The organism is Streptomyces sp. BI87 (genome assembly GCF_025957665.1).
Classification (GTDB): domain Bacteria; phylum Actinomycetota; class Actinomycetes; order Streptomycetales; family Streptomycetaceae; genus Streptomyces; species Streptomyces albidoflavus.
In genome coordinates, this window is the sequence record NZ_CP110079.1 from 4,466,415 (window position 1) to 4,482,389 (window position 15,975).

Sequence of the window (15,975 nt, forward strand, 5' to 3'; positions counted from 1 at the left end):
GAAACCGGTAACGGTCTCCCCCGCCCACCACCCGTGACAGCGCGGGATTCACTGCGTACGCTCCTGAATATGGATATGCACACTGTGGTGGTGGGAACCTCCGGCACCAGCGCGGCCGACGTCGTCGCGGTCGCCCGTGACGGAGCCCGCGTCGCACTCTCCCCGGAAGCCCTGGCCGCGCTCGCCCACGCCAGGGAGGCGGTCGACGCGCTGGCCGCCAAGCCCGAACCGGTCTACGGGGTCTCCACCGGGTTCGGCGCCCTCGCCACCCGGCACATCGGCCCGGAGCTGCGCACCCAGCTCCAGCGCAACATCGTGCGCTCGCACGCGGCGGGGATGGGCCCGCGGGTGGAGCGCGAGGTGGTGCGGGCGCTGATGTTCCTGCGGCTGAAGACGCTCTGCTCCGGCTACACCGGCGTCCGCCCCGAGGTGGCGCAGACCGTCGCCGACGTGCTGAACGCGGGGATCACCCCGGTGGTGCACGAGTACGGCTCGCTGGGCTGCTCCGGCGACCTGGCACCGCTCAGCCACTGCGCGCTGGCGCTGATGGGCGAGGGCGACGCCGAGGGCCCCGACGGCACCGTGCGGCCCGCCGCCGAGCTGCTGGCCGAGCACGGCATCACCCCGGTCGAGCTGCGCGAGAAGGAGGGGCTCGCGCTGCTCAACGGCACCGACGGCATGCTCGGCATGCTGGTCATGGCCCTCGCCGACCTCGACCGGCTCTACACGACGGCCGACATCACCGCCGCCCTCACCCTGGAGGCGCTGCTCGGCACCGACCGCGTTCTCGCCCCCGAGCTGCATGCCGTGCGCCCGCACCCGGGCCAGGCGGCCTCCGCCGCCAACATGGCCGCCGTGCTGGCCGGCTCCGGGCTGGTCGGCGGGCACCAGGACGACGCCCCGCGTGTGCAGGACGCGTACTCGGTGCGGTGTGCGCCCCAGGTCGCCGGGGCGGGCCGGGACACGCTGGCGCACGCCCGGCTCGTGGCCGAGCGCGAGCTGGCGGCGGCCGTGGACAACCCGCTGGTCATCGACGGGCGGGTGGAGTCCAACGGCAACTTCCACGGGGCGCCCGTCGCCTACGTGCTGGACTTCGTGGCCATCGCCGTCGCCGACCTCGCCTCGATCGCCGAGCGCCGCACCGACCGGCTGCTGGACAAGAACCGGTCGCACGGGCTGCCGCCCTTCCTCGCCGACGACCCGGGCGTCGACTCCGGCCTCATGATCGCCCAGTACACGCAGGCCGCCCTGGTCAGCGAGTTGAAGCGGCTCGCCGTTCCGGCCTCCGCCGACTCCATCCCGTCCTCCGCGATGCAGGAGGACCACGTCTCCATGGGCTGGTCCGCCGCCCGCAAGCTGCGGACCGCCGTGGACGCGCTGGCCCGGGTGCTCGCGGTCGAGCTGTACGCGGCGACCCGCGCCGTCGAGCTGCGGGCCGGTCTCACCCCGGCCCCGGCCTCCGCCGCCGTCATCGCGGCGCTGCGCGCGGCCGGTGTCGAGGGACCGGGGCAGGACCGGGTGCTCGCCCCGGACCTGGCGCTGACCACCGAGTTCGTCCGCTCCGGCCGCCCGGTCGAAGCCGCCGAGCAGCACACCGGGCCGCTGGCGTGAGCAACTGCCCTGCCGGGTGACGGCGGGGTGGGGAGGGGTGCGGTCGCCGCCGTCCGGCGGGAGGGGGACGGACGGCGGAGCCCGTACGCAGTGCGTGGTGGGTGGTTCGCGCGGGAGTGTGCGCGGGGGGTGGCGGGGGTGTGGCTGATTGTCGCCCGTGGCGGGATGTGGGGAGTTTGGGGGGAGGGGGTGCGGGGAGCGGGGCGGGCTGTGCGGTGCACGGCGCGGGCCCGCGCCCCGCGGCGGCGGGATCAGGTCAGTCCCGCGTCCTCGCTGCCCCAGGGCCCGCGACGGGCCGAGTAGGCCACGAAGCCCGCCCCGATCAGCAGGAACGCGGTTCCGCCGACGAGGTACGGGGTGGTGTCCACGCTGCCGGAGTCGGCGAGCAGGAGCTCCTCGCCGGCCGGTTCGGCGGCGGGGCCGGCCGCGGTGGCGGTCCGCACCTCCTGCGGGGCGGTGTCGCCCGCCGTGCCGGAGGCGTTGGCGGACGGCACGAACCACAGCGCCCCCAGCAGGGTGGCGGCGGTGGTGGCGGTGAGAAGTGATCGTCGTGCGGTGGACGACACGGAAGCGATCCCCCTTGTGGCGCTGGCGAATTGGCCGTGTGGGCCGATCGTAGTGACCGCCCGGGGCGGGGGAAAGCGGAGGGGCAGATTACGGGTGGGGCTACTGCCCGGGGGCGCGAGTGTGCGACGGTGGGGCACAACGGTTCGTATGAGTTCGGGCGAATTGGGCAGGAGACCACCGTGCCGGGAGTGGCCGAATCCGATCGCCCCTGGTGGCCGGTGGTGTGAGCTGCTAGAACGTCCCCTGACGAGTGGGTCGTGGCGTAGCTCACATCGGTGAGCGAAGGGGAACCGGACTTACCGGGCGGGTGTTGTAAACCTGTAGTGGGGACAGGCGTCCTTGGAGGCGCGGTCCGGACCGCGTCAGGGGCCGGGCCGCCAGGACGTCCGGGGATCAGCAACGATGGAGAAGCGTGTGATGACGGACAGCAAGCGGCGCAGGGCTCTGTCGGCCGCGTCCGCACTGCTCGGCGGAGTGCTCGTGCTCACGGCGTGCGGTGGCGGCGACGGCGGGAGCGGCGGGGGCTCGTCGGAGAGCCGCGAGAAGTCGCAGGCGGAGGTCGACGAGGCCGCGGCGAAGAAGACCTCGGCGGCCCGAATAAAGATCACGCCCAAGGACGGTGCGGACAACGCCAGCATCAACAACGACGCCGAGGTCTCCGTCACCAAGGGCAAGCTGACCGACGTCAGCATGAAGTCCGCCGACGGCACCGACGTGCCGGGCACCTTCTCCGCCGACAAGACCTCCTGGAAGCCCGAGGGCCAGCTCCAGCGCGCCACGGTCTACAAGATCGCCGCCGAGGCGGAGGACGGCGAGGGCCGCAAGGCCCACGAGAACGCCTCCTTCACCACCGTCTCGCCGGACAACAGCTTCATCGGCAACTTCACGCCGGAGGACGGCTCGACCGTCGGCGTCGGCATGCCCGTCTCGATCAACTTCGACAAGGGCATCACCAACAAGGCGGCCGTGCAGAACGGCATCAAGGTCTCCAGCAGCAGCGGCCAGGAGGTCGTCGGCCACTGGTTCAACGAGAAGCGGCTCGACTTCCGCCCCGAGGACTACTGGGCCGGGAACTCCACCGTCACCCTCAAGCTCGACCTCGACGGCGTCGAGGGCGCGGACGGCGTCTACGGCGTCCAGCAGAAGACGGTCACCTTCAAGATCGCCCGGAACCAGGTCAGCATCGTCGACGCCAAGACCAAGACGATGAAGATCACCCGGGACGGCAAGACGGTCAAGACCATCCCGATCTCGGCCGGCTCGCCCGAGAACAAGACGTACGAAGGCCGGATGGTGATCTCCGAGAAGTTCAAGGAGACCCGGATGAACGGCGCCACCGTCGGCTTCACCGACGACGACGGCAAGGGCGAGTACGACATCAAGGACGTGCCGCACGCCATGCGGCTCTCCACCTCGGGCACCTTCATCCACGGCAACTACTGGGGCGACAAGTCCATCTTCGGCAACGCCAACACCAGCCACGGCTGTGTCGGCCTCGCCGACGCCAAGGGCGCCAACGACGCCTCCACCCCCGGCGCCTGGTTCTACAACAACTCGATGGTCGGTGACGTGGTCGACGTCCGGAACACCGGCGACAAGACCATCGCCCCCGACAACGGCCTCAACGGCTGGAACATGGACTGGGCGCAGTGGAAGGCCGGCTCCGCCGTCTGATCCCCTCCCCGTCCGGTTCCGCACCGGCCCCGAAGACCCCGCGTCCCTCCCGGGCGCGGGGTCTTCTCATGCCGCTCTCACGTACGCCTTAACCGTTCATCACGGAGCGTTTCTACGGTCGCGGCATGTTCCTCACCTACCTCCGGCGCGAACTGCGGCGCCGCAGAAAGGCGGCGCTCGTCGTCGCCTCCGGTCTCGCGCTCGGCATCGCCCTGGTCATCGTCGTCACCTCGGTCACCGCCGGGATGCAGCGCGCCCAGGACCAGGTCCTCGGCTCCCTCTACGGCCTGGGCACCGACCTGACCGTCACCAAGGCCCGCTCCGCCCCGGCCGACGGCGAGCGCCCCGAGCGCCCCACCTTCGACTTCGACGCCGACGAGGACGGCGAGGAGCAGTCCGGCGAACGCCTCGTCGTCCAGGGCCTCGCCACCCTGGACGCCGCCACCGTCACCACCGCCGCCGCCCAGGACGGCGTCGCCCGCGCCGCCGGCGGCCTCAGCCTCACCAGCATCAGCGTCGACGGCCAGTTCCGCCGCGGCCAGGTCCAGCAGGAGGGCAGCTCGGGCAACTCCGCCACCCCGCCGAACGGCGGCCCCGGCGGCGGCAGTTCGGGCGGCCCGGGCGGCGGCTCCGGCGGCGGTGTCGAGGGCGGCGGCGCCGCGTTCGGCATCGACTCCTTCACGGTCTACGGCACCGACGTCACCGCCGACGGCTTCGGTCCCCTCGCCTCCTCGGCCCTCACCGAAGGACGCGCCTTCACCAAGGCCGACGCCGACGCCGCCGTGGCCGTCGTGGACAGCGGCTACGCCCAGCAGGAGAAGCTCGCCAAGGGCGACAAGGTCACCGTCGGCGGAACCGAGTTCACCGTCGTCGGCATCGCCACCGCCGACAGCGGCCAGGCCGCCGCCGACGTGTACCTCCCGCTGAAGCGCGCCCAGACCCTGGCCGACGCCAAGGACAAGATCACCACCGTCTACGTCCAGGCCGCCGACTCCCAGCAGCTCGGCGCCCTCAAGACGGCGCTCACCAAGAAGCTGCCCGGCACCACCGTCACCAGCTCCGCCGACCTCGCCGACACCGTCTCCGGCTCCCTCTCCACCGCCGCCTCGCTCGCCGGGACCGTCGGCCGCTGGCTCTCCTGGACCGTGCTCGCCGCCGCCTTCCTCGTCGCCGGGCTGCTCACCACGGCCTCGGTCGGCCGCCGGGTCCGCGAGTTCGGGACGCTCAAGGCGCTCGGCTGGCGCAGCGGCCGGGTCACCCGGCAGATCGTCGGCGAGGCCGTGGTCAACGGCCTGATCGGCGGCGTCCTCGGCATCGCGGTCGGCCTCGGCGCCGCGTACGCCATCACGGCGGCCGGACCGACGCTCACCGCCCAACTGGGCTCCCTCGGCGGGGGCATGGGCGGCGGCGTGGGGCGCGGGCCCGGCAGTGGGGGTGGCCCGGGCACCGGGGCGCAGAGCCTGGACGTCGCGCTCACCGCGCCGGTCTCCGCGACCACCCTCGCGCTCGCCGTCGGCCTGGCCGTCGCCGGGGGCCTGGTCGCCGGGGCGTTCGGCGGCTGGCGGGCCTCGCGGCTGCGGCCCGCCGACGCCCTGCGGCGGGTGGAGTGAGACCCGGCTCCCCGTCCCCGGCCCGCACCCCCATCCCACGCAGGAGCAGCAGCACCATGTACCGACTCAGCGGCGTCACCAAGCACTACCGGCGGGGCAAGCAGACCGTCGCGGCCCTCGACGGTGTCGACCTCACCCTCGCCGACGGCGACCGGCTCGTCATCCAGGGCCCCACCGGCGGCGGCAAGTCGACCCTCCTCCAGATGCTCGGCGGACTCGACCGGCCCACCTCCGGCACCGTCGAACTCGACGGCACCGACCTCGCCGCGCTCCCCGAGGCCCGCCTCACCCGGGTCCGCGCCGAGACCATCGGCTTCGTCTTCCAGAGCTTCAACCTCATCCCCACCCTCACCGCCCAGGAGAACGTCGAGACGGCCCTGGTCCCGCTCAGGCTGCGCGCCGCCGACCGCCGCGAACGGGCCGCCGAGGCACTTGCCTCCGTGGGCCTCGGCGAACGCGCCGGCCACGTCCCAGCCGAGCTCTCCGGCGGCCAGCAGCAGCGCGTCGCCATCGCCCGGGCCCTGGTCAAGCGCCCCAAGGTGCTCCTCGCCGACGAACCCACCGGCAACCTCGACACCGCCACCCGCGACGACATCATGGAACTCCTCGACACCCTCTGGCGCGAGCACGGCCTCACCTTCGTCATGGTCACCCACGACCCCGCCCTCACCCGCCGCGCCGCCCGCCTCGCCACCCTCACCGGCGGCAGCCTCACCCTCACCGAGAACCGCGCGGACGCCTCCTGAAGCCGTGGTTCCGGGGCCGGCGAGGGCCCGCCCCGGAACCGTTGGCCCCTGCACAGGCCGACGCCGTAGGGTCGGGAGGCTGAACCCTGTACGACCTGGAGGCCACCCCCATGACCCAGACGGTTCCCGCCTACGCGGCCCCCGCGCCCGGCGCACCCCTGGAGCGCACGACCATCGAGCGGCGCACCCCCGGTCCGCACGACGTGCTGATCGACATCGCCTACGCGGGCATCTGCCACAGCGACATCCACCAGGCCCGCGACGGCTGGGCCGAGGGCATCTTCCCGATGGTCCCCGGCCACGAGATCGCCGGTACGGTCGCCGCCGTGGGCGAGGCCGTGACGCGCTTCTCCGTCGGCGACCGGGTCGGCGTCGGGTGCATGGTCGACTCCTGCCGCACCTGCGAGTTCTGCCTCGCCGGCCAGGAGCAGAACTGCGCGAACGGCTCCACCGGCACGTACAACGCGATAGGCCGGGACGGTGAGCCCACCTACGGCGGCTACGCGACCCACGTCGTCGTCGACGAGAACTTCACCGTCCGCATCCCCGGCAGCCTGCCGCTGGACGTGGCCGCGCCGCTGCTCTGCGCCGGCATCACCGTGTACTCCCCGCTGCGCCACTGGCAGGCGGGCCCGGGCAAGAAGGTCGCCATCGTCGGCCTCGGCGGGCTCGGGCACATGGGCGTCAAGATCGCCCACGCCCTCGGCGCCGAGGTGACCGTGCTCAGCCAGTCCCTGCGCAAGCGCGAGGACGGCCTGAAGCTCGGCGCCGACCACTACTACGCGACCGCCGACGGCACGGTCTTCGACGAACTGGCCGGCACCTTCGACCTGATCGTCTCCACCGTCTCGGCCCCGCTCAAGCTCGGCGGCTACCTCAAGCTGCTCCGCCCCGACGGCGCCCTCGTCAACGTCGGCGCCCCCGAGGAGCCGGTCTCGCTCAACCTCTTCTCGCTGATCGGCGGCCGCAAGACGCTGGCCGGCTCCAACATCGGCGGCATCCCCGAGACCCAGGAGATGCTGGACTTCTGCGCCGAGCACGGCCTCGGCGCCGAGATCGAGGTGATCCGCGCCGACCAGATCAACGAGGCGTACGAGCGGGTCGTCCACAGCGACGTGCGCTACCGCTTCGTCATCGACACCGCCACCATCTGACCGGCGCCCCCCGCCAGGCGGGGCGCCTCAGACGCCGACGGCCCCGTCGACCCCCTCGCGCAGGAGGTCGGCGTGGCCGTTGTGGCGGGCGTAGTCGTGGATCAGGTGGAGCATGATCGCCCGCAGCGACACCTCCGCCTCCCACCGCGGGGACCAGGCCGTCTCGTCCAGCGAGGCGGCCGCCGCCTCGATCCGCCGGGCGTGCGCCACCTCGGCCCGCCACACCGCGAACGCCTCCCCGGCATCCGCCCGGTCCGCGTCGTACGCCACCTGGAAGTCACCCTCCGGCGACCACACCAGCCCGATGTCCTCACCGGCGAAGGTGCGGCGGAACCAGGCCCGTTCGACCTCGGCCATGTGCCGGACCAGGCCCAGCAGCGACAGCGCCGAGGGCGGCGAGGACTTCGTGCGGAGCTGTTCGGTGGTCAGACCGGCGCACTTGGCCAGCAACGTCGCCCGGTGGAAGTCCAGGTGGCCGCGGAGCGACTCCCGCTCGCTGCCGTTCACCGGCGGTGAGATCCGCTCCGCCATGCCGTCCGCCGGCACCACGGTCCCGCTCATACGAGCCCCCGTCTCCCTGGCGCCGACGGGCCTCTCCCGCCGCGCCGGAGCGATCATGCCAGGCGGGCGACGCCCCGTCTCCGGTGTTTTGGCTCAGCCGCGCAGGGTGGCCGGGCTGCCGCCGTTGGCCTCGTACCCGCCGACCGCCAGCGCGCGGTAGACGGCGAACTGCGCGGCCGGGTCGGCCGACACGGTCCACGGCAGCGCCCCCACGTACCCGTCGACGCGGACGAACTGGTGCATCGCCTCGCCCCACCGCTCCGAGCTGACCAGGAAGAAGACCAGCAGGTGCCGGACGTGCGGCAGCACCGGGTCGTCCTGGCGCGCCGACTGGGCGGCGAACTGGGCACCCTCCAGGGCACGGGTGAAGGTCTGGCTCTGGAAGAAGTTGCGGACCAGGTTCACCTCGGGCAGGTGCTCGTACAGGGAGAAGAGGGGCAGCGCGGAGAGCAGCGAGCCGCCCGGCGCGCGGGCCGCGGCCGCCTCGGCGAACGCCATCGACTGCTGCCGAGAGCCGTGCCACTTCTCCGACCAGTACGGCAGCGCCACCAGGTGCGCCCCCATGTGCGCCGGGGCGCGGTCCAGGATCTTCAGCCAGAGCTGGTCGAACTCCTGCTGGGTGTAGCCGAGCCCGCGCGCGACGGCCAGCTCGCTGATGTACGGCACCGGGTCGCCCGGGGCGAGCAGCGCGGCCTGGGCCACGGCCGACCTGGCCTCCTCCAGGATGATCCGGAAGTCGTCGCTCCCGGCCGTCGAGGAGCGCCATGCCTGCTGCACCAGGAACTCGGCGTGCACCGCGGCGCCGCCCGCGTCCTTGGGCTCCTGCGCCCGCCAGTCGCGCAGCCAGCGGCCGCCCTCGCCCGGGCGCTGCTGGAGCTCCAGCGAGGCGGCCCCGGCGAACGCCTGCACGCGCTGCCAGCGCAGCTCGCCGTGTTTGTCGGTGCCGGCCAGCAGCTGGGAGGCGGCCCGCCAGTCCTGGGTGCGCTGGACGACGTCCAGGACGTCGAGGAGGTCCTGGTCGGGGCCGGGCAGGCGGATGTCGAGGGTCTCCTGCGGGCGGAAGCCGTACTGGGCGGGGTCGGCCGCCTCGGGGGTGCCGGGCTGCACCTGCCGTATCCCGCGGCGGCGCCGCAGGATGACCGGTCCGAGGACCGCTCCGATCATGACCACTGCCATCAGGGCCCACAGAATCTCCATGGCTCCAAGCGAACCAGACGGCGCCGACAGTTGGCGAACCCCCTCCGTAACGGAGTGGTCTCCATCCGCAGGCGGGACGGGGTGCCGCAACGGCCGGGACGGGGCCGTGGAGGCGTTAGGCTCGGGCCGCATGAGCGACAGGCAGAGTGACGGGCACGGCACGCACGGCTTCGAGACCGTGGCGATCCACGCCGGCAACACCCCCGACCCGATGACCGGGGCCGTGGTCCCCGCGATCTACCAGGTGTCCACGTACAAGCAGGACGGCGTGGGCGGGCTGCGCGGCGGCTACGAGTACAGCCGCAGCGGCAACCCGACCCGGACCGCGCTGGAGGAGAACCTCGCGGCGCTCGAGGGCGGCCGGCGCGGCCTCGCCTTCGCCTCGGGGCTCGCGGCCGAGGACTGCCTGCTGCGGACCCTGCTGGCCCCGGGCGACCACCTCGTCATCCCCGACGACGCCTACGGCGGCACCTTCCGGCTGATCTCCAAGGTCGTGGCCCGCTGGGGCGTCGACTACACCGTGGCCGACACCTCTGACCCGGCTGCCGTCCGGGACGCGCTGACCGACCGCACCAAGGCGATCTGGGTCGAGACCCCCTCCAACCCGCTGCTCGGCATCAGCGACATCGCGGCGCTCGCCGGGGTCGCGCGCGCCGCCGGTGTGCGCCTGGTGGTCGACAACACCTTCGCCTCGCCCTACCTCCAGCAGCCGCTGGCGCTCGGCGCCGACGTCGTCGTGCACTCCACCACCAAGTACATGGGCGGCCACTCCGACGTGGTCGGCGGCGCCCTCGTCACCGACGACCAGGAGCTGGCCGACGAGCTGGCCTACCACCAGAACGCCATGGGCGCGGTGGCAGGCCCCTTCGACTCCTGGCTTGTGCTGCGCGGCATCAAGACGCTGGCGGTGCGGATGGACCGCCACTCGGCCAACGCCGAGCGGATCGTGGAGATGCTCAGCCGCCACCCCAAGGTCACCAAGGTCCTCTACCCGGGGCTGGCCGAGCACCCCGGCCACGAGGTCGCCGCCAAGCAGATGCGTTCCTTCGGCGGCATGGTCTCCTTCCAGGTCGCCGGCGGCGAGGAGGAGGCGGTCGCCGTCTGCGACCGGACCAAGGTCTTCACCCTCGGTGAGTCCCTGGGCGGCGTCGAGTCCCTCATCGAGCACCCCGGCCGGATGACGCACGCCTCGGTGGCCGGCTCCCAGCTGGAGGTCCCCTCCGACCTGGTGCGCCTCTCCGTCGGCATCGAGAACGCCGACGACCTGCTCGCCGACCTCCAGCAGGCGCTGGGCTGAGCGGCACACGGCGTACGCCGGTACGCCGGTGAGCGCGGGGCCGGGTCCGTACGCGGGCCCGGCCCCGCGCCGTGTCACCAGCCGGTCAGCGGCGGCGTGACGGGCACCTCGGGGGCGGCCCAGGGCCGGGCCGCCACCAGCCAGACGACGAGCCCGGCCACGACTACCGCCACCACCACCCAGAGGAACCGGCGCGCCCCGGCGCGCAGTCGGCGCAGCCGCTCACCCCGGCGCACCGCCTCGGCCAGCAGCTCCTGCGGTACGGGCGGCGGCGGGGTGTCCAGCAGCCGGCGGACGTGATCCTTGCGGCGGTCCTCGCCGCTCACCGGGCCGGCTCCGGGGCGCCCGGGGCACCACCCGGCGGCCGTGCCAGCCGCACCGTGGCCCGCGCGGTCAGCGCCCTGACCCGCTCGACGGGCAGCCCCAGCAGCGCCGCCGCCTGCTCCTCGGGCACCCCCTCGTACAGCCTCAGGACCACCGCGACGCGCTCGTGCGGGGTGAGCGGGCCGAGGGGACCGGGATCCCGCGTCCGCCCTGCCGCGCCGAGCCGGCGGTGCCAGGCGGCACGGGCGTAGCGGGCGACGAGGTCCCGGCGGGCGCGGTCGTACGGGTCGTCGCCGCGCAGGGCGTCCCAGTCGGCGTAGGTGCGGCTGAGCGCGGCGGTGAGCAGGCGGCGGGCGTACGGGGTGCTGCCGGGGGGTTCGCCGGTGAGCAGCGCGGCCAGATGGAGCAGGCGGCCGCCCGCGCCGGCGGCGAAGGAGACGAACGCGCGGGCGCGGGCGGTGCGGGGGATCTCGTGACGTGGGATCACCGGGGCCTCCTGCCCGCCGCTGCGGTCCGGCCTCCCATCTGAGGCCAGGGGGCGCGCGGGGTCAAGAGGCGGGGAGGGATCAGCTCTCGGCGGGGTCGGTGCCCGGGGTGCCGCTCTGGGCGAGGCGGTTCTGGCGGGCCACGATCTCCTCGTTGAACCGGGTCAGCAGGCGGCAGAAGGCCTCCTGGTCGCCGTCGCTCCAGCCGCCGGTCAGCTCCTTGAGCAGCTCGCGGCGGCCGGCCCGCACCTCTTCGAGGCGGTTGCGGCCGAGCGCGGAGAGCTGGAGGACGACGGCGCGCCCGTCCTCGGGGTGGCTGGTGCGGCTGACCAGCCCGCCGTCGACCAGCGGCGCGACCTGCCGGGTGACGGTGGAGGAGTCGATGCCCATGCTGGCGGCGAGCGCCTTCACGCCCATCGGGCCCTCGTTGTCGAGGTGGTTGAGGAGCAGGTACGCGGCGCGGTCCATCGAGTTGCGGACGGCGCCCACCCCGCCCAGGCGGGTCTGCTCGGCGCGCCGCGCGAAGACGGCGACCTGGTGCTGGAGCGTGTCGAAGAGGGCGGACGGCTCCCCGGAGGCTCCGGAGGGACCCGGATCGCCGGAAGCGGTGGTCGACATGTCCTCAGTCATGGGCATGGCCAGGGCTCACTTCGTGCGGGAGGGACGGTTGGGGGGACAGCGTACGCGGCCCGGCCGCCGCCCGTACGGGCGCTGTCGCGGTTGCCCGGGGCCGCCGGGTCCGGTGGGGGCGCGGCGTATCCCGCACCACCCTCCAGCAGCCACACTGGGGCCATGACAGACAGCAAGGCCGTCCAGCCGCCCAGGGTGACGCTCGACGACGTGCGCGGTGCGCAGAAGATGCTCGCCGGGGTGGCGAGGGTCACGATGATGGAGGGCAGCCGCCACCTCTCCGACCTGGTCGGCGCCCCCGTCCACCTCAAGTGCGAGAACCTCCAGCGCACCGGCTCCTTCAAACTCCGCGGCGCCTACGTGCGGATCGCCGGGCTCTCCCCCGAGGAGCGGGCCGTGGGCGTGGTCGCCGCCAGCGCGGGCAACCACGCCCAGGGCGTGGCTCTCGCCTCGACCCTGCTGGGCGTCCGCTCCACGGTCTTCATGCCGGTCGGTGCGCCGCTGCCCAAGGTCGCGGCCACCCGGGAGTACGGCGCCGAGGTGCGGCTGCACGGCGAGGTGGTCGACGAGACGCTGGCTGCGGCCCAGGAGTACGCGGAGCGGACCGGCGCCGTCTTCATCCACCCCTTCGACCACCCCGACGTCATCGCGGGCCAGGGCACGCTGGGGCTGGAGATCCTGGAGCAGTGCCCCGAGGTGCGCACGATCGTCATGGGCATCGGCGGCGGCGGCCTGGCCGCGGGGATAGCGGTCGCGGTCAAGGCGGTCCGCCCCGACGTGCGGATCGTCGGCGTCCAGGCGGCGGGCGCCGCGGCCTACCCGCCCTCGCTGGCCGCGGGCCGGCCGGTGGCGGTCGAGCGCCCCTCGACGATGGCCGACGGGATCAAGGTGGGGCGGCCGGGCGAGGTGCCCTTCCGGATCGTCGGGGAACTGGTCGACGAGGTCGTCACGGTCACCGAGGACGCCCTCTCCAGCGGCCTGCTGCTCTGCCTGGAGCGGGCCAAGCAGGTGGTGGAGCCGGCCGGGGCCAGCCCGGTCGCGGCCCTGCTGAGCAGGCCCGAGGCGTTCGAGGGCCCGGTCGTGGCGGTGCTCTCCGGCGGCAACGTCGACCCGCTGCTGATGCAGCGCGTCCTCACCCACGGCATGGCGGCGGCCGGCCGCTACCTCTCGCTGCGACTGCGGCTGACCGACAGCCCAGGCGCCCTCGCCACCCTGCTGTCGGTCCTCTCCGGCGTCGACGCCAACGTGCTCGACGTCAGCCATGTGCGGACCGATCCCCGGCTGGGGCTCACGGAGGCGGAGGTGGAGGTCCACCTGGAGACGAAGGGGCCCGAGCACTGCGCGAGCGTCGGGGCGGCGCTGCGGGCGGCGGGATACCTCGTCATGGACTGAAGCGGCACGCGCCTCGGCGCGGGGGAGGGGCGGGCAACCGGTTGGCCGGCGGCCCGCCCCTTTCGTCGGCGCGGGGCCGCGCCGGAGGAGGGCGTTCCCCTTCTCCTCGCCACCAGATGCCGAAATCCGTTGTGACACGCGATACATCGCGTTATGGTGTGTCTCGCGCCACTTCAGTCACTCTCCGTGATCGTGGCGCGTCCCGCCCTTGCTCTGCCCCGCCCTCCGCGCGTCGCGAGAATCGCGGACATACCTGAGCAAACCTACTATTCCGTACACGGCGACACGTCAGGAGATCCCTATGCCAGGCGCCATCTACGCGGAAGGTCTCGTCAAGACCTTCGGCGACGTCAGAGCGCTGGACGGCGTCGACCTCGACGTCCCCGAGGGCACCGTCCTCGGCATGCTCGGCCCGAACGGCGCGGGCAAGACCACCGCCGTCCGCTGCCTCACCACCCTCCTCGTGCCCGACGGCGGCCGCGCCCTGGTCGCCGGGATCGACGTGGTCGAGAACCCGGACGAGGTGCGCCGCGCCATCGGTCTCTCCGGCCAGTTCGCCGCCATCGACGAGTACCTGACCGGCCGCGAGAACCTCCAGATGGTCGGCCGCCTCTACCAGCTCTCCGGACGCGAGGCGAAGGCCCGCGCCGGTGAGCTGCTGGAGCGGTTCGGCCTCGCCGACGCGGGGGACCGCACCGCGAAGACCTACTCCGGGGGCATGCGCCGCCGCCTGGACCTCGCCGCGGCCCTCGTCGTCTCCCCGCCGGTGATGTTCATGGACGAGCCCACCACCGGCCTCGACCCGCGCAACCGGCAGGCGCTGTGGGACGTCATCCAGGAACTGGTCGAGGGCGGCACCACCCTGCTCCTCACCACCCAGTACCTCGAGGAGGCCGACCACCTCGCCGACGACATCTGCGTGGTGGACCACGGCCGGGTCATCGCCCGGGGCACCTCGGACGAGCTGAAGGCCCGCACCGGTGGCGAGCGCGTCGAGCTGGTCGTGCACGAGCGGGAGCGGATCACCGACGCCGTGGAGGTCCTCACCCGCGTGGGCGAGGGCGCCCCGACGGTCAGCGAACACACCCGCAAGCTCACCGTCCCGGTTTCCGGCGGCGCCAAGCTCCTCGCCGAGGTCATCCGCGAGCTGGACGTGCGGAAGATCGAGATCGACGACATCGGGCTCCGCCGCCCCACCCTCGACGACGTCTTCATCTCCCTGACCGGCCACGCCGCCCAGGCGGCCGAGGGCGAGAACGGCGAGGACGGCGACGGCCCGGCCAACGGAGAGCGCAGTGCGGCCGAGCGCCGTGCCCAGGCCATGAAAGAGGTCGACTGATGAGCACCGTCGCCGAGCACGCCGCCCGCCCCCAGCGCCGCGGGAGAGTCGCCCAGTCGGTCATGGACTCCCTGGTCATGGCCAGACGGAACCTGATCAGAATGACCCGCATCCCCGAGGTCGTCCTCTTCGGGCTCATCCAGCCGATCATGTTCGTGGTGCTCTTCACCTACGTCTTCGGCGGCTCGATCCAGGTGGGGGGTTCGCTCTCGCAGGCGGCCTACCGCGAGTTCCTCATGGCGGGCATCTTCGCGCAGACCGTCACCTTCGCCACCGCCGGCGCCAGCGCGGGCATCGCCGAGGACATGCACAAGGGGCTGGTCGACCGGTTCCGGTCCCTGCCGATGGCCCGGGGCGCGGTGCTCACCGGCCGCACCCTCGCGGACTTCGTGCAGACCGCCCTCACCCTGGTCGTTCTCACCGGCGTGGCGCTCCTCATCGGCTGGCGTACCCACGAGAACTTCGGCAGCGTCCTCGCCGGCTTCGGCCTGCTCCTGCTGCTGGGGTACGCCTTCTCCTGGATCGGGGCGCTCATCGGGCTGCTGGTCCGCACCCCGGAGGCGGCCACCTCGGGCGGCCTCATCTGGCTCTTCCCGCTGACCTTCATCTCCAACGCCTTCGTCGACTCCAACAGGCTGCCGACGGTCTTCCGGCACATCGCCGAGTGGAACCCGTTCTCCACCACCGTCCAGGCATGTCGCGAGCTGTTCGGGAACCTGCCGCCCGACTTCGTCACACCGGACGCCTGGCCCATGCGGCACCCGATCTGGGCCTCCATCATCTGGTCCCTGCTCATCCTGGTGGTCTTCCGCACGCTGGCGGTTCGCAGATACCGGAAATCCGCCGTCTGACCCCGCCGACGTGGCCGCGCCGCGACCGGGATGCGGCTGCGCCGCGTCTGGGGGTGCCGGCCGCTGCCCGTGCCGGTCAAAGATTGGCCTCAAGCGCCGGCCGGGCTGTGAGGGTCGCGGTTCCTCCGGCACGTGGGTGGGGCGGGGCCGCGCCGGGGTACCTCCTCACAAACTGCATGGTGCGGGGTCAATTGGAGTATGGCGGCCTCGTGTGCAGTTTGCTGCGGGGGCACCCCGACACGTCCCCACCCCACGGTCTCGTACGCGGCCGACCGCCGGTGGGTGGATGAGGGCCGTCACCGATACCGGGCCTCTCCACAGCGACCACCGTCGTCACTTCAGCTGGTCACACAGATCAATGGGGGGCGGCCTGTCTTTTCTCCTCCCACCGGCGGGACGACGCCGACGAGACGGAAGGGCGGGGTCGTGCCGGGGTGCCCCCGCAGCAAACTGCACACACGGCCGTCTTGAAGCGACTGACCCCGCACCATGCAGTTTGTGAGGAGGTACCCCGGTGCGGCCCCGCCCGACCCAGAC

Annotated in this window: 15 protein-coding genes; 9 read left to right on the forward strand and 6 right to left on the reverse strand. The window is 73.1% G+C overall.

Going from position 1 to position 15,975, the window contains the following annotated elements; translation table 11 throughout:
- Positions 1-69: 69 nt before the first annotated feature.
- Entirely contained in the window at positions 70-1,611 is a 1,542-nt protein-coding gene (gene hutH, locus OIM89_RS19955; protein WP_264491485.1) for a histidine ammonia-lyase, read from the forward strand.
- A 251-nt stretch (positions 1,612-1,862) separates the two neighbouring features.
- Here hutH and OIM89_RS19960 read toward each other — a convergent pair whose 3' ends face one another.
- Complete coding sequence (locus tag OIM89_RS19960; protein ID WP_030698942.1) at positions 1,863-2,177, reverse strand: lipase chaperone; 315 nt, start codon at positions 2,175-2,177, stop codon at positions 1,863-1,865.
- A 418-nt stretch (positions 2,178-2,595) separates the two neighbouring features.
- On the opposite strand from OIM89_RS19960, the gene OIM89_RS19965 reads away from it, so the two are divergent.
- The 4 genes from OIM89_RS19965 (at position 2,596) to OIM89_RS19980 (ending at position 7,362) form a co-directional block, all read left to right on the forward strand.
- Entirely contained in the window at positions 2,596-3,852 is a 1,257-nt protein-coding gene (locus OIM89_RS19965) for a L,D-transpeptidase (protein ID WP_047465681.1), read from the forward strand.
- 125 nt (positions 3,853-3,977) lie between these two features.
- Positions 3,978-5,462, forward strand: a complete 1,485-nt coding sequence (locus OIM89_RS19970; protein WP_264491486.1) for an ABC transporter permease — start codon at positions 3,978-3,980, stop codon at positions 5,460-5,462.
- Between the two features lie 56 nt (positions 5,463-5,518).
- A complete protein-coding gene (locus OIM89_RS19975) occupies positions 5,519-6,208 on the forward strand; it encodes an ABC transporter ATP-binding protein (protein WP_030698945.1) in 690 nt (229 codons plus the stop codon).
- A gap of 110 nt (positions 6,209-6,318) precedes the next feature.
- Positions 6,319-7,362, forward strand: a complete 1,044-nt coding sequence (locus OIM89_RS19980) for an NAD(P)-dependent alcohol dehydrogenase (protein ID WP_151169362.1) — start codon at positions 6,319-6,321, stop codon at positions 7,360-7,362.
- A gap of 27 nt (positions 7,363-7,389) precedes the next feature.
- Here OIM89_RS19980 and OIM89_RS19985 read toward each other — a convergent pair whose 3' ends face one another.
- Positions 7,390-7,923, reverse strand: a complete 534-nt coding sequence (locus OIM89_RS19985) for a DinB family protein (protein WP_051727267.1) — start codon at positions 7,921-7,923, stop codon at positions 7,390-7,392.
- A gap of 93 nt (positions 7,924-8,016) precedes the next feature.
- Positions 8,017-9,120 (reverse strand): hypothetical protein, encoded by a 1,104-nt coding sequence (locus tag OIM89_RS19990; RefSeq protein WP_175457746.1) that lies wholly within the window; start codon positions 9,118-9,120, stop codon positions 8,017-8,019.
- 130 nt (positions 9,121-9,250) lie between these two features.
- Here OIM89_RS19990 and OIM89_RS19995 point away from each other — a divergent pair, with 130 nt between their 5' ends.
- Positions 9,251-10,417: a cystathionine gamma-synthase gene (locus OIM89_RS19995; protein ID WP_030698949.1), complete on the forward strand. Its 1,167-nt coding sequence runs from the start codon at positions 9,251-9,253 to the stop codon at positions 10,415-10,417.
- A gap of 74 nt (positions 10,418-10,491) precedes the next feature.
- On the opposite strand, the gene OIM89_RS20000 is transcribed toward OIM89_RS19995, so the two are convergent.
- From OIM89_RS20000 to OIM89_RS20010, 3 genes are all read right to left on the reverse strand, one after another.
- Complete coding sequence (locus OIM89_RS20000) at positions 10,492-10,743, reverse strand: hypothetical protein (protein WP_217467055.1); 252 nt, start codon at positions 10,741-10,743, stop codon at positions 10,492-10,494.
- A complete protein-coding gene (locus OIM89_RS20005) occupies positions 10,740-11,228 on the reverse strand; it encodes a sigma factor-like helix-turn-helix DNA-binding protein (RefSeq protein ID WP_151169368.1) in 489 nt (162 codons plus the stop codon). The genes OIM89_RS20000 and OIM89_RS20005 overlap by 4 nt, the downstream gene beginning before the upstream one ends.
- Positions 11,229-11,307: 79 nt before the next feature.
- A complete protein-coding gene (locus OIM89_RS20010; protein ID WP_372588023.1) occupies positions 11,308-11,844 on the reverse strand; it encodes a MarR family winged helix-turn-helix transcriptional regulator in 537 nt (178 codons plus the stop codon).
- 174 nt (positions 11,845-12,018) lie between these two features.
- On the opposite strand from OIM89_RS20010, the gene ilvA reads away from it, so the two are divergent.
- From ilvA to OIM89_RS20025, 3 genes are all read left to right on the forward strand, one after another.
- A complete protein-coding gene (gene ilvA / locus OIM89_RS20015; RefSeq protein WP_264491487.1) occupies positions 12,019-13,248 on the forward strand; it encodes a threonine ammonia-lyase in 1,230 nt (409 codons plus the stop codon).
- Between the two features lie 301 nt (positions 13,249-13,549).
- A complete protein-coding gene (locus OIM89_RS20020) occupies positions 13,550-14,587 on the forward strand; it encodes an ATP-binding cassette domain-containing protein (RefSeq protein ID WP_047464899.1) in 1,038 nt (345 codons plus the stop codon).
- On the forward strand, positions 14,587-15,438 hold the full coding sequence (locus tag OIM89_RS20025) for an ABC transporter permease (RefSeq protein WP_030698955.1): 852 nt from the start codon (positions 14,587-14,589) through the stop codon (positions 15,436-15,438). Before OIM89_RS20020 ends, OIM89_RS20025 begins: the two co-directional genes overlap by 1 nt.
- The last annotated feature ends 537 nt before the right edge of the window (positions 15,439-15,975 follow it).

Excerpts from the sequence above, each read along its gene's own strand:
- OIM89_RS19985 (WP_051727267.1), bottom strand. The coding sequence starts at position 7,923 with ATGAGCGGGACCGTGGTGCCGGCGGACGGCATGGCGGAGCGGATCTCA.
- OIM89_RS19970 (WP_264491486.1), top strand. The coding sequence starts at position 3,978 with ATGTTCCTCACCTACCTCCGGCGCGAACTGCGGCGCCGCAGAAAGGCG.
- OIM89_RS20025 (WP_030698955.1), top strand. The coding sequence starts at position 14,587 with ATGAGCACCGTCGCCGAGCACGCCGCCCGCCCCCAGCGCCGCGGGAGA.
- OIM89_RS20020 (WP_047464899.1), top strand. The coding sequence starts at position 13,550 with ATGCCAGGCGCCATCTACGCGGAAGGTCTCGTCAAGACCTTCGGCGAC.
- ilvA (WP_264491487.1), top strand. The coding sequence starts at position 12,019 with ATGACAGACAGCAAGGCCGTCCAGCCGCCCAGGGTGACGCTCGACGAC.
- OIM89_RS19965 (WP_047465681.1), top strand. The coding sequence starts at position 2,596 with ATGACGGACAGCAAGCGGCGCAGGGCTCTGTCGGCCGCGTCCGCACTG.
- OIM89_RS19995 (WP_030698949.1), top strand. The coding sequence starts at position 9,251 with ATGAGCGACAGGCAGAGTGACGGGCACGGCACGCACGGCTTCGAGACC.
- OIM89_RS19990 (WP_175457746.1), bottom strand. The coding sequence starts at position 9,120 with ATGGAGATTCTGTGGGCCCTGATGGCAGTGGTCATGATCGGAGCGGTC.
- OIM89_RS19980 (WP_151169362.1), top strand. The coding sequence starts at position 6,319 with ATGACCCAGACGGTTCCCGCCTACGCGGCCCCCGCGCCCGGCGCACCC.
- OIM89_RS19975 (WP_030698945.1), top strand. The coding sequence starts at position 5,519 with ATGTACCGACTCAGCGGCGTCACCAAGCACTACCGGCGGGGCAAGCAG.
- hutH (WP_264491485.1), top strand. The coding sequence starts at position 70 with ATGGATATGCACACTGTGGTGGTGGGAACCTCCGGCACCAGCGCGGCC.
- OIM89_RS20010 (WP_372588023.1), bottom strand. The coding sequence starts at position 11,844 with ATGTCGACCACCGCTTCCGGCGATCCGGGTCCCTCCGGAGCCTCCGGG.